12 protein-coding genes are annotated in these 12733 nt (G+C 72.2%); 6 read left to right on the top strand and 6 right to left on the bottom strand.

The window, feature by feature from the left end; genetic code table 11:
* Positions 1 to 26: 26 nt before the first annotated feature.
* The 6 genes from ACNAW0_RS15580 to ACNAW0_RS15555 form a co-directional block, all read right to left on the bottom strand.
* Positions 27 to 734 carry a DUF998 domain-containing protein gene (locus ACNAW0_RS15580; protein ID WP_416288577.1) on the bottom strand — a complete coding sequence of 236 codons (708 nt, stop codon included), beginning with the start codon at positions 732 to 734 and terminating at the stop codon, positions 27 to 29.
* A 109-nt stretch (positions 735 to 843) separates the two neighbouring features.
* Positions 844 to 1023: a DUF6104 family protein gene (locus ACNAW0_RS15575; protein ID WP_416288576.1), complete on the bottom strand. Its 180-nt coding sequence runs from the start codon at positions 1021 to 1023 to the stop codon at positions 844 to 846.
* 88 nt (positions 1024 to 1111) lie between these two features.
* A complete protein-coding gene (locus ACNAW0_RS15570) occupies positions 1112 to 4825 on the bottom strand; it encodes a multifunctional oxoglutarate decarboxylase/oxoglutarate dehydrogenase thiamine pyrophosphate-binding subunit/dihydrolipoyllysine-residue succinyltransferase subunit (protein WP_416288575.1) in 3714 nt (1237 codons plus the stop codon).
* A gap of 252 nt (positions 4826 to 5077) precedes the next feature.
* Entirely contained in the window at positions 5078 to 5890 is an 813-nt protein-coding gene (locus ACNAW0_RS15565) for an ABC transporter permease (protein WP_416288574.1), read from the bottom strand.
* Positions 5887 to 6819, bottom strand: a complete 933-nt coding sequence (locus tag ACNAW0_RS15560) for an ABC transporter ATP-binding protein (protein WP_416288573.1) — start codon at positions 6817 to 6819, stop codon at positions 5887 to 5889. The genes ACNAW0_RS15565 and ACNAW0_RS15560 overlap by 4 nt, the downstream gene beginning before the upstream one ends.
* Positions 6820 to 6980: 161 nt before the next feature.
* On the bottom strand, positions 6981 to 7637 hold the full coding sequence (locus ACNAW0_RS15555) for a hypothetical protein (RefSeq protein ID WP_416288572.1): 657 nt from the start codon (positions 7635 to 7637) through the stop codon (positions 6981 to 6983).
* 217 nt (positions 7638 to 7854) lie between these two features.
* On the opposite strand from ACNAW0_RS15555, the gene ACNAW0_RS15550 reads away from it, so the two are divergent.
* The 6 genes from ACNAW0_RS15550 to ACNAW0_RS15525 all read left to right on the top strand — a co-directional run.
* Entirely contained in the window at positions 7855 to 8631 is a 777-nt protein-coding gene (locus ACNAW0_RS15550; protein ID WP_416288571.1) for a GNAT family N-acetyltransferase, read from the top strand.
* Positions 8628 to 9551 carry a lysophospholipid acyltransferase family protein gene (locus ACNAW0_RS15545; RefSeq protein WP_416288570.1) on the top strand — a complete coding sequence of 308 codons (924 nt, stop codon included), beginning with the start codon at positions 8628 to 8630 and terminating at the stop codon, positions 9549 to 9551. The genes ACNAW0_RS15550 and ACNAW0_RS15545 overlap by 4 nt, the downstream gene beginning before the upstream one ends.
* Positions 9552 to 9659: 108 nt before the next feature.
* On the top strand, positions 9660 to 10499 hold the full coding sequence (locus ACNAW0_RS15540) for a DUF4097 family beta strand repeat-containing protein (RefSeq protein ID WP_416288569.1): 840 nt from the start codon (positions 9660 to 9662) through the stop codon (positions 10497 to 10499).
* Positions 10496 to 11113 (top strand): PadR family transcriptional regulator, encoded by a 618-nt coding sequence (locus tag ACNAW0_RS15535; RefSeq protein WP_416288568.1) that lies wholly within the window; start codon positions 10496 to 10498, stop codon positions 11111 to 11113. Before ACNAW0_RS15540 ends, ACNAW0_RS15535 begins: the two co-directional genes overlap by 4 nt.
* Before the next feature lie 85 nt (positions 11114 to 11198).
* On the top strand, positions 11199 to 11900 hold the full coding sequence (locus ACNAW0_RS15530) for a response regulator transcription factor (RefSeq protein ID WP_416288567.1): 702 nt from the start codon (positions 11199 to 11201) through the stop codon (positions 11898 to 11900).
* Between the two features lie 47 nt (positions 11901 to 11947).
* A partial coding sequence (locus ACNAW0_RS15525; RefSeq protein WP_416288640.1) for a HAMP domain-containing protein occupies positions 11948 to 12733 on the top strand: 786 nt, incomplete at its 3' end.

Raw genomic sequence — 12733 nt, 5'->3', positions numbered from 1 at the left:
CCCGCCGGCCGACGGCCCGTTCCGGGTCAGGACGTTGTCGGCGCGGCGGGCCGGGTGTCCGGTTCCGCACCGATCTCGTCGGTCGTCTCCGCGGCTCGGAACAGCGCGTCGCTCTTCGCCACCCAGGCCGCCCCGAAGGCGAACACGGCGACGGTCTCGCACCACAGCACCGGCTTGGCCGCCTGCCGTACGTCCGCGGGGAGCTGCGTGCTGGCCAGCGCGAGCGCGATCGCCGCCAGGATGAGCCCGCCGCAGAGGCGGTGGAACCGGACCGCCGACCGGGACGGCGGCACCCCGACCCGGTCGGGGCGGGTGAAGAGAAAGAGGCAGAAGGCCGCGAGGAGCACGAAGAGCGCCGCGGCGGCGACCTGGTGCACCGTGCCGATGATCCGGTCGCTGTGGCTGGTGGTGCCGGATGGCGCGCCTGCCGTGGTGGGGAAGAGGGCCACCGCGACCGCCAGCACCCCGGCGACGGTGCCGAGCGTGTCGTCCGGCCGGCGGTATCGATAGGCGATCAGGAACACCCCGACGGCGCACAGCGAGCCGACGAAGACGTCGCGCATCTCGGTGTGGTAGTAGCTGCTGAGCGAGTCGAGCAGGGTGAGCCGGCGGGCCGCGACCAGGTGACCCACCACCAGCACGACCGGCAGTGCGATGCCGACGGATCCGATGCCGAGGCGCAGGTGGCGTACCGTCACCGCGTCCTGCGGCGGCTTGCGGGGTTCGGGATTCATCTTCGCCTCCCTGGCGTCGGGCGGCGTGTGGTCCGGCGTGTCCTCGTCGGACTCTGGACGCTGCTCTCCAGTGGACGCCAGGGGACGGCCCGCCGTCAATCCGTCACGGTCAGTCCTCGTCCTCGTCGTCGAGGCGGGCCAGCCAGGTGGCGAAGCGCTCGATCGGGGTCTCGAACTCGGGGTTCAGGTCGACGAAGTCGCGCAGCCGTTCGCCCAGCCACTCCATGCTGACCTGCTCGTCGCGCCGGCGCTCGACCAGCTCCTCGATGCCACGGTCGGTGAAGTACATGTCTGTCCTCTCGGGAAGAAAGGGGCCGCCACGCGAGCGGGGCAGCGGCCGTCGTACGGTCGCTGCCCCGGCTCACAGTGCGGTCAGGTCACGGGCGGGGGAGAGCCGCCTCGATCAGCGCGGTCTGCTCGACGTCGTGCATCTTCGCCGAGCCGACCGACGGGGCGGCGGCGGCCGGGCGGGAGATGCGGCGCAGCCGGACGTCGCTCAGGTGCTCCAGCAGGTTGAGCGCGACGAACGACCAGGCACCCTGGTTGGCCGGCTCCTCCTGGACCCAGGCGAAGTCCTCCGCGTTCGGGTACTGCGCCAGGGCGGCCCGGATCTCCTCCACGGGCAGCGGGTAGAGCTGCTCCATCCGGAGGATCGCGGTGTCCGTGATCCCCCGCTCCTGCCGGGCCTGGAACAGGTCGTAGTAGACCTTGCCCGAGCAGAGCAGCACCCGCTTCACCTGCCCCGGTGCCGTGGCGGCGGTGTCCCGCAGGACCGGCTGGAAGGTGCCCGAGGCGAAGTCCTCCACCGGCGACACGCAGAGCTTGTGCCGCAGCAGCGACTTCGGCGTGAACACCACCAGCGGCTTGCGCTTCGGCGACAGGGCCTGGCGGCGTAGCAGGTGGAAGTAGTTCGCCGGGGTGGTCGGGATGGCCACCCGCATGTTGTCCTCGGCGCAGAGCTGAAGGAACCGCTCCGGGCGGCCGGAGGTGTGGTCCGGGCCCTGGCCCTCGTGGCCGTGCGGCAGCAGCAGGGTGACCGCGGAGCGCTGGCCCCACTTGACCTCGCCCGAGGAGACGAACTCGTCGATCACCGACTGGGCGCCGTTGACGAAGTCACCGAACTGGGCCTCCCAGCAGACCAGCGCGTTGACGTTCTCCACCGAGTAGCCGTACTCGAAGCCCATCGCGGCGTACTCGGACAGCAGCGAGTCGTGGACGAAGAAGCGGGACCGCTCGCCGTCGGCGGTGAGCGACTGCAGCGGAAGGAAGTCGTCGCCGGTCTTCGAGTCGACGACCGAGGCGTGCCGCTGGACGAAGGTGCCGCGGCGGGAGTCCTGCCCGGCGAGCCGGACGGTGACCCCGTCGTGCAGCAGCGCGCCGAACGCGATGATCTCGCCGAAGCCCCAGTCGATGCCGCCCTCGACAGACATCTTGGCCCGCCGGTCCAGCAGCTGCTGGATCCGCTTGTGCGGAGTGAAGCCCTCGGGCAGGTTGACGTGCGCCTCGCCGATGGCCTTGATCAAGGCGGCGTCGGTGGCGGTGTCGACCTGCGGCTCCGGCTCCTCCTCGTGGCGCGGCCGGCTGAGCTGGCGCGGCGTGGTGGCCGCGTCCCGGGTGGCCTTGAAGACCCGCTCGAGCTGTGCCTGGTAGTCGCGCAGCAGCTCCTCCGCGTCCTCCACGGTGATGTCACCCCGCCCGATGAGCTCCTCGGTGTAGAGCTTCCGGACCGACCGCTTCGAGTCGATGATCAGATACATCTGCGGGTTGGACATCGACGGGTCGTCGCCCTCGTTGTGCCCGCGCCGGCGGTAGCAGACCAGGTCGATCACGACGTCCTTGTTGAACGCCTGCCGGTACTCGAAGGCGAGCCGGGCCACCCGGACGACGGCCTCCGGGTCGTCGCCGTTGACGTGGAAGATCGGCGCCTGGATCATCCGCGCGACATCGGTGCTGTAGAGGCTGGACCGGCTGTACTCCGGGGCGGTGGTGAAGCCGACCTGGTTGTTGACCACCACGTGCACCGTGCCGCCGGTGCGGTAGCCGCGCAGCTGCGACAGGTTGAGCGTCTCGGCGACCACGCCCTGGCCGGCGAAGGCCGCGTCGCCGTGCACCGCCAGCGGCAGCACGGTGTAGCCCTCCAGCTTGAGGTCTATCCGGTCCTGCTTCGCCCGGACGATGCCCTCCAGCACCGGGTCCACGGCCTCCAGGTGCGACGGGTTCGCCACGAGCGACACCTTGACCGCGTGCTCGCCGTTCGGGGTGGTGAACTTGCCGTTCTGGCCGAGGTGGTACTTCACGTCGCCCGAGCCCTGTGTGGAGCGCGGGTCGAGGTGCCCCTCGAACTCGGAGAAGATCTTCTCGTACGGCTTGCCGACGATGTTGGCCAGCACGTTGAGCCGGCCGCGGTGGGCCATGCCGATGACGACCTCGTCCAGCCCGCCCTCGGCGGAGCACTCGAGCACCTCGCCGAGGAGCGGGATCAGCGATTCGCCGCCCTCCAGCGAGAAGCGCTTCTGGCCGACGTACTTGGTCTGCAGGAAGGTCTCGAACGCCTCGGCGGCGTTGAGCCGGTTGAGCACGTGCTTCTGCTCGTCCGGGGACGGCTTCTCGTACTTGCGCTCGATCCGCTCCTGGATCCAGCGGCGCTCCTCCGGGTCCTGGATGTGCATGTACTCGATGCCGACCCGGCGGCAGTACGAGTCGCGCAGCACGCCGAGGATCTCGCGCAGCTTCATCCGCTGCCTGCCGGCGAAACCGTTGACCGGGAAGACCCGGTCCAGGTCCCACAGGGTCAGCCCGTGCTGGAGGACGTCCAGGTCCGGGTGCTTGCGGATCTTGAACTCCAGCGGGTCGGTGTCGGCCATCAGGTGGCCCCGCACCCGGTACGCGTGGATCAGCTCGTGCACCCGCGCGGTCTTGTTGATCTGGCCCTCGGAGTTGACGGCCACGTCCTGCATCCAGCGCACCGGCTCGTACGGGATGCGCAGCGAGGTGAAGATCTGGTCGTAGAAGCCGCGCTCGCCGAGCAGCAGCTCGTGCATCACCTTGAGGAACTCGCCGGACTGCGCGCCCTGGATGATCCGGTGGTCGTACGTGCTGGTCAGCGTGATGACCTTGCTGACCGCCAGCTCGGCCAGGGTGGCCTCGCTCATGCCCTGGTACGGCCCCGGGTACTCCATCGCGCCGACGCCGATGATGGCGCTCTGGCCCTGCATCAGGCGCGGGATCGAGTGGACCGTGCCGATGCCGCCCGGGTTGGTCAGCGAGATGGTGGTGCCGGAGTAGTCCTCCATGGTCAGCTCGTTGCGGCGGGCGCGCCGGACCACGTCCTCGTACGCCTGCCAGAACTGCCGGAAGTCCATCTGCTCGCACGCCTTGATGGACGGGACCACCAGGGTGCGGGTGCCGTCCGGCTTGGCCAGGTCGATGGCGATGCCCAGGTTGACGTGCTCGGGGCGGACCACCGCCGGCTTGCCGTCGACCTCGGCGTAGGAGTTGTTCATCTCCGGGTGCTCGACCAGCGCCCGGACCATCGCGTACCCGACCAGGTGGGTGAAGCTCACCTTGCCGCCGCGCCCGCGGGCCAGGTGGTTGTTGATCACGATGCGGTTGTCGACCAGCAGCTTCGCCGGGACCGCGCGCACGCTCGTGGCGGTCGGCACGGCGAGCGAGGCGTCCATGTTCTGCACGATCTTGGCGGCGACCCCGCGCAGCGGGGTGGTGCCGGCGGCGGTCGCGGTCGGGGCCTTGGCGGCCGGCTTGGCGGCGGGCTTCGCCGCCGGCTTGGCAGCCGGCTTCGCGGGGGCGGCCTTGGCGGCGGGGGCCGGCTTGGCCGGGGCCGGCTGCTGGGCCACGCTGGCCACGGCCTCCTGCTGCTCGCCCGGCTCCGGGCGGGCGGCCGGCGTGACCTTGCCGTCGGGGCGCGGGGTGGCGGCGCCGGGGCCCGGCCGGTAGTCGGCGAAGAAGTCGTGCCAGGCCGAGTCCACGCTCGAGGGGTCGGCGAGATAGCGCTGGTACATCTCCTCGACGATCCACTCGTTCGGGCCGAAACCCGCCAGTGGATTCTCCTGCGAAGTTTGCTGGGTCGACACGGCCGCTGATCGCCTCTTTCACGCCGGTTCGTATGCACGCGGTGTCCGCCGGTGCCCGGAAATGGGCGCACGGACGGGTCCCAGGCTACGCCGTGCGAATCGCAAGAGCATTCTCGCCTCCGGCTGGTGGCCCGTTTCACAGAAGACGCCAGAAGTTCGACAAACGCTGCGCGCCCCGTCGACTCCTGCTATCGCCCAGGGACCAGAACGGCCCCGGTGGGTGACGCCCACCGGGGCCGTTTCGGGTACGGCTCAGGCGATGTCCCGCCGCCGCGTGATCAGGATGCCGCTGACCCCGCTGACCAGGGCGTACCCCGCCAGCACGAGGGCGCCGACCCACCAGGCGGGGAAGAACTCGTTGGCTTCCCCGCCGATCATCACCCGGGAGGCGGTGGCCGGCCAGACGACCATCCACTTGGTCAAGGCCTGGTTGTCGAGCAAGTGGGCCAACAGGAGGAAGAGGCCCTGCACGATCTCGGTGCCGATCAGGTAGAGCACCGCCGCGGTGATCACCGCGCCGAGCTGGTTGGGGATCAGCGTCCCGATGCCGACCCCGAGGCTCGTCCAGACCGCGTACGCCAGCAGGTTGAACAGCAGCGCACGCTGCACGTCCCACTCGCCGAGCTGGGTGCCGTGGCCGTCCAGGGACAGGAAGGCCGCCCCGGCGAGCAGGTCGAGCACCGTGGTGGCCAACCAGAAGCCGAAGCCGAGCAGCGATGCCGCGCCGAGCTTGGCGAGGATCACCGACGTGCGGCGCGGCGTGGTGAGGAAGGTGGTGGTCGCCGTCTGGTGGAAGAACTCGTTGGTGACCATCAGGATGCCGATCAGCATCACGAAGAACAGCCCGAGGTACTGCCCGGAGGTGTAGAGGTTGGCCGCCAGGGCCGGGGCGCTCGTCTGCACACCGAGAGCGCTGCCGTCCTCCCTCGGGCCGCTCAGGACACTGTGCGTGGCCCAGGCATTGATGGAGAAGGCCAGGGCCGTGGCGAGGAACGCCCCGATGCCCAGCAGCCACCAGGTGCTGGTGGTACGGATCTTGAGCAGCTCGGATCGGACCAGGTTCATCGGATCTCCGCCTTTCCGGCCGTCAGTTCCAGGAAGACGCCTTCCAGGTCAGGGCGTTCGGTGGTCAGCTCGTGCAGTTCCACCTTCGCGCTCAGGGCGACCCGGCCGACCGTCGGGGCGTCGATCCCGGAGACCAGCAGCGCGCCGTGCTCGTCCTTGTGCACGGTGGCCGCCTGCTCGCGCAGCGCCGTGGCCAGCTCCTCGGCCTGCGGGGTGCGTACCCGGACCCGGGTGCCGTGCGCCATCGAGCCGATCACCTGGTCCACCGGCCCCTGCCGGACCAGCCGGCCGGCCGCGATGATCACCACGTCGTCGGCGAGCAGCTGCATCTCGGAGAGGAGATGGCTGGAGACCAGCACGGTGCGCCCCTCGGCGGCCAGCCCCTTGAGGACGCCGCGCATCCAGCGGATGCCCTCCGGGTCGAGGCCGTTGGCCGGCTCGTCGAGGATCAGCACCCGCGGGTCGCCGAGCATCGCGGCGGCGATGCCGAGCCGCTGCTTCATGCCCAGCGAGTAGCCCTTGAACTTGCGCTTCGCCGCCGGGGTCAGCCCCACCAGCGCGAGCACCTCGTCGGCCCGCTCGCGGGGCAGGCCGGCCGCCGCGCAGATCACCCGCAGGTGGTTGATCCCGGTGCGGCCCTTGTGCGCGCTGGACGCCTCCAGCACCGCGCCCACCGAGCGCAGCGGGTCGGCCAGGTCGGCGTACCGGTGGCCGCCGATGGTCGCGTGGCCGGCGGTCGGGGTGACCAGGTTGAGCAGCATGCGCAGGGTGGTGGTCTTGCCGGCGCCGTTCGGGCCCAGGAAGCCGGTCACCCGACCCGGCTCGACGGTGAAGGACAGATTGTCGACCGCCCGGACGTTCTTGTACTGCTTGGTCAGCCCGGACACCACGATCTGTCCGGCGCTGGGGCTTGACTGCCCGTCGGACATCGTTCTCCTCTCCTCGCACGGCGCGGACGCGCCGGTGGGGGCGCGGTTGCGGAAAGCGCCGTGGCACAGCCTGGCAACCCCGCGCAACCTGGTCAATCAGGCAGGACGCGGACCTCGGCCTCCGCCCCAAGCAGGAGGTGGTCGTCCTCAGGGAGGAGAGGTCAGGCCGCCGGCAGCGCGATCCAGGTGGCCCGGGCGTACCCGAGCAGTGCCCCGTCGGGGCCGTAGAGGCTGGAGTGGACCTCGGCCTTGCGCCCCTCGCCGCCGACCATCGCGCCGGTCACCACGCACTCCTCGCCGGGACGCGGCAGCGCCGTGACCACCGCGGCGATCCGACCCAGGACGTACGGGCGCCCAGGCGCGATCACCGCCCAGCCGCCGGGGCAGTCCAGCGCCGCCCAGACCGTCGCCGGCACCACGTCGGCCGGGGCGCGGAACGGCGCGGCGGTCCGCCCGTCCGGCAGCCGGCCCGGGAAGATCCACAGCCCGTCCGGATTCTCCGGGCCGCACACGTAGCAGCCGGGGAAGGGGTGGGCCGTCAGCCCCGGGTACGCCTTCGCGGCCGCCTCGGCCGTCGGCCGGTCCACCGGCGGGACCACGGCACTGAACGCCTCGACCCGGCGTACCTGCGCGATCACCTGGCCGTCCGGGTCGCGTACCTCGCCGTCGACGGCGGCCAGCGGGGTCTCCAGCGGGGGTGGCTTGCGCAGGGTGACCTCCACCGGCCCCCGGTCGTCGACCGCAGCCGCGAAGATCCCGGCGCTCCAGCCGCCGTTGCCCGAGCCGGCTGGCCCGTGGAAGCGGGACTCGATGATCATGTTTGTCCTCCGCGGGTGGTCCGGGTGCCGGCGGGATCGCCGGACCCGGCCCGGCAAGCCTCGCACGGCGGTCGCGGCTCGGCCGGCACGGGTGGCTGGCGCCCCACCTCGCGGCCCGCCGCAGGTGGGAGCCGGGACCGGAGCGCCGATTGCCGTTCACCGGATCGACACCCCTCACCACCGGGACCGGCAACCCGCGGCACCTACACAGATACCCATGGCCGTTCTACATGCCGCTGGCGCACCCATCACGACCAGCGGTTACACCCTGCTGATCGCCGACGACCCGGCTCTGGTCGCGGCCGCGCAACGCCTGCGTCACGAGGTGTTCGCCACCGAGCTCGGCGCGACCCTGCACCCCGGGGCCGCCGGGCTCGACACCGACGAGTTCGACGAGCACTGCGACCACCTGGTCGTGCTGCGGGAGGGCACCGACGAGGTGGTCGGCACCTACCGGCTGCTGCCGCCCGGCCGCGCGCACCGCCCGTACTCCGACGGTGAGTTCGACCTGGCCGCGCTCGCCCCGCTCCGCGACGACCTGGTCGAGGCGGGCCGCTCCTGCGTGCACCCGGACCACCGCTCCGGCGCCGTGATCAACCTGATGTGGGCCGGCATCGCCCGCTACCTGCACCTGCGCGGGTCGCGCTGGCTCGGCGGCTGCGCCTCGGTGTCGGTGACCGACGGCGGGACGGCGGCCGCCGAGGTGTGGACCCAGGTCGCCGCCCGGCACCTCGCCCCGCCGCCGCTGCGGGTCACCCCCCGCCGCCCGTGGTTCGCCGAGGCGCCGGCCGCCGTCGACCTGGCTCTGTCTCCGGCCGGGCGCCGGGCGCTGGTCCCGCCGCTGCTCCGCGGCTACCTGCGGCTCGGCGCCTGGGTCTGCGGGGAGCCGGCGTACGACCCGGAATTCGGCTGCGCCGACTTCTACGTGCTGCTCTCGATGGACCGGATGAACCCGCGTTACCTGCGGCACTTCCTCGGTGCGGAGCCGTCGTGACCGTCGACGAGCTGTGGCGGCCCACCTCGGGCTGCGGGCCGTGGTGCCTGCCGGCCGCCGCCGGGCCGGCCGTGTCGCTCCCGCGCCGGGCGGGGCGGCTGCTGGGAGTGGTCGGGATGCTGCTGGCCGGGATCGGGCTGGTCGTACTGCTGCCGCTGCTGCCCACGTGGGAGCGGCGGGCCGCGCTGCGCGGCTGGGCCCGGGGCACCCTGCGCGCCCTCGGCGTGCGGCTGGTGGTCCGGGGCCGGCTGCCGCGCCGGCGGGCCCTGCTGGTCGCCAACCACCTTTCCTGGCTGGACGTCCTCGCGGTGCTCGCGGTCGGGCCGGCCCGGATGCTCGCCAAGCGGGAGGTGCGGGAGTGGCCCGTGGTGGGGCCGCTGGCCGCCGCTGCCGGCACGATCTTCGTGGACCGGTCCCGGCCGCGTGGCCTGCCGGCCGCGGTGGGGCGGGTGGCCGCCGCGCTGCGCGCCGGGCACTCGGTGGCGGTCTTTCCGGAGGGCACGACCTGGTGCGGCGACTCGGCCGACTGCCGGCCCGGGCGGGGGTTCCGGCCGGCGATGTTCCAGGCCGCGGTCGACGCCGGGGCGCCCGTCGTGCCGCTGCGCCTCACCTACCGGTACGCCGGCGACCCGACCACCGTGGCCGCCTTCCTCGGTGACGAGACGCTCTGGGAGTCGCTGCGTCGGGTGGTGGCCGCCCGGAACCTGACCGTGTCGGTGGTGGTGGCCGGCGCGCTGCACCCGGCCACGGACGCCGACCGGCGGGTGCTGGCGAGGGCCGCCGAGTCGGTGATCCACCTGACCCCGGCCCGCCCGGTGCCCGCCGTCCCGGTGCTGGAGTTCCCGTCAGTGGTGCGTCCCGGTGACCACGGGGTCGTGGTGCCGAACGGTGGGGAGGTCGCGCTGGACCTGGCCGCCTGACGCCTTCGCGATATATCTCGCGACCGTCTTGTTCAGTCGCGATGTATCGCGTTATGCTTCTTCCCGTCGCTCGACGTGCCGCCGGCGCGTCATCGAGGGGAGGACGCCATGGCCAGCTGGACGGTCGACAGCCCGCAGCGGCTCACCCTGGACGGGCCGGTCACCCGGCTCGACGTACGGCTGGTCGCCGGCCGGCTCAACGTGGTCGCCACCGACGGCCCCGCCCGGATCGACGTCGCCCGGGTCAGCCGTCGGCCCGTGATCGTGGAGCACCGCGACGGCCGCCTGTTCATCGGGCACGAGCGGCACCCCCGCTGGCCGGGTGTGCTCTGGTGGCTGGGCCAGCTCGGCCGCCGGTTCCGGGCCGAGGTCTCCGTCGCCGTACCGGCCCACGTGCTGGCCGACCTGCACCTGGTGGCCGGTTCGCTGGTCGCCTCCGGCCTGCGCCGGGACACCCGGGTCGACGTCACCTCCGGCCAGGTCACCCTGATGGGGCTGCGCGGTCAGACCACCGCCAAGGTCACCTCGGGTCCGGTGGAGGCGCTCGGCGTGGGCGGCGAACTCAACCTGGAGACAGTCTCCGGCGAGCTGATCCTCGCCGACAGCGCGCCTGAGCGGGTGCGCGCCCACGCGGTCTCCGGGTCGATCACCTGCGACCTCGACAATCCCCGGGGCAGCGACATCCGGCTCAGCGCCATCTCCGGCAGCATCACCGTCCGGGTCCGTGAGGACAGCGACCTCACCGTCCACCTGCACACCACCTCCGGCCGGATCACCAGCGGCTTCCCGCAGGTGTCCGGCGGCGGCCTCGGGTTCGGCTCGGTGAAGGACAGCCACGGGGTGCTCGGCGCGGGCGAGGGTAAGCTCTGGGCGTCCGCGACGTCCGGCAGCATCGCGCTGCTGGCCCGGCCCGTCGAGGACGCCGACGACGTGGAGGAGTTGCCGTGACCGCCGTGTTCAGTCACGGGCGGCTCCGGCTCTATCTGCTCAAGCTCCTCGACGACGGCCCGAAGCACGGCTACGAGCTGATCCGGCTGCTGGAGGACCGCTTCCTCGGCCTGTACGCGCCGAGCGCCGGCACCATCTATCCCCGGCTGCAACGCCTGGAGGTCGAGGGGCTGGTCACCCACACCGCCGCCGGCGGCCGCAAGGTCTACGAGATCACCGAGGCGGGCCGCGCCGAGCTGCGGCAGCGCGCCGACGAGCTGACCACCCTGGAATCGGACATCGCCGCCTCCGTGGAGGATCTCTCCGCCCTGGCCGGCGAGATCCGCACCGAGGTACGCGGCTCGGTGCGCGACCTCAAGCGGGAGCTGCGCGAGGCGGCCCGGCAGACCCGGCGGGCCCACTGGGAGCCACCGCCGGCCCGGCCTGCGGCCAACGGCGGCCCGCCGGCGGGCGCCGAGTCACCCCTGCTCGCCGAGTTCGACCAGCGGCTCGCCGAGTTCACCGTCGAGGTGGGCGCGCTGGTCCGCGCCGGGCGGCTCACCGACACCCAGCTCCGGACGGCGATCCGGCTGCTCGACGGCGCGCTGGACGGGCTGCGCCGGCTGCTCCGCTGAGCCTCCGCCCGGAGCCGGTCCGCTCACAGGTTGTTTCCAGCATCCGTCCAGCGGGACCGCAGCCGGGGCGCGGATGATGGCTGACATGGTGGCTACCCAGACCGAGGCTCGACTGCTCGTCGTCGAGGACGACCCGAACATTCTCGAGCTGCTCTCCGCGAGTCTGCGCTTCGCGGGCTTCGACGTCGCCACCGCGACCAGCGGCAGCGGGGCGCTGACCGCCGCCAGGGAGCACCGGCCGGACCTGGTCGTGCTCGACGTGATGCTGCCCGACCTCGACGGCTTCGAGGTCATCCGGATGCTCCGCGAGGGCGGTACGCGTACCCCGGTGGTCTTCCTGACCGCCCGCGACGCCACCGACGACAAGATCCGCGGGCTCACCCTCGGCGGCGACGACTACGTCACCAAGCCGTTCAGCCTGGAGGAGTTGACCGCCCGGATCCGAGCGGTGCTGCGGCGTACCGTCACCGGCGAACACGCCCCCTCCCGCCTCACCTTCGCCGACCTGGAGTTGGACGAGGAGACCCACGAGGTGCACCGGGCCGGCCAGCGGGTGCAGCTGTCGCCGACCGAGTTCAAGCTGCTGCGTTACCTGATGCTCAACGCCAACCGGGTGCTGTCCAAGGCGCAGATCCTGGACCACGTCTGGAACTACGACTTCCGCGGGGACGACAACATCGTCGAGTCCTACATCTCCTACCTGCGGCGCAAGATCGACAACACCCAGCCCCGACTGATCCACACCCTGCGCGGGGTCGGGTACGTGCTGCGCAAGCCGGCGGCGTGAGCGCCATCCACGGCGCGAAGGGCTGGCTGCGCGGCGTACCGCTGCGGATGAAGCTGGTCGCCGCGGTCCTGGCACTCGTCGCCGCGGCGCTGCTGGTGATCAGTTCCCTGACCACGTACTTCCTTCGCCAGTACCTGATCGGCCAGGTGGACGACCAGCTGCGCGGCGGTGCCGTTGGCGTGGCCCAGGCACTGGAACAGACCCCCAACGGGGGGCAGATCGTGGTCGGCATCCCCTCCGACTACGTGGCCAGTGAAGCCACCCCCAGCTGGGTTCGGCCGCCGGTCCGCTACGCGGGCCTGAGCATGGACGAACTGCCACGGTTCCCCGCCGACTACGCCGGCTACCAGGCACAGGTCGGTGAGCCGTTCACCGTGCGCTCGGCGGACGGTCGGACCCGCTGGCGGATGCTCTACAGCGACCTCGGCGACGGACGCATCCTGGCCTTCGGGCAGCACCTCACCGCCGTCGACCAGGCCGTGAAGCAGCTGATCTGGATCGACCTGCTGGTCGGCGGGGCGGTCCTGATCATCGTGGCCGCGGTGGGCGCGGGGATCGTGCGTACCAGTCTCAAACCGCTCGTCGAGATCGAACGGACTGCGGCGGCCATCGCCGGCGGTGACCTGACCCGGCGCGTGCCCGACCCGGAGGAGGGCCGGCCGGTGCCGACCTCCGAGCTGGGCCGGCTCTCCCGGGCGTTGAACGCGATGCTCGCCCAGATCGAGGCGGCCTTCACCGCGCGGGCGGCGTCCGAGGCGGCGGCCCGCAGCGCGGAGGTCAGCGCCCGGGACGCCGCCGTGGCGGCCCAGGCGTCCGAGGCGCGGGCCCGCCGC

The sequence above is a fragment of the Micromonospora sp. SL1-18 genome (assembly GCF_047921505.1).
Classification (GTDB): domain Bacteria; phylum Actinomycetota; class Actinomycetes; order Mycobacteriales; family Micromonosporaceae; genus Micromonospora.
This window is presented reverse-complemented; position numbering and strand designations above follow the sequence as displayed.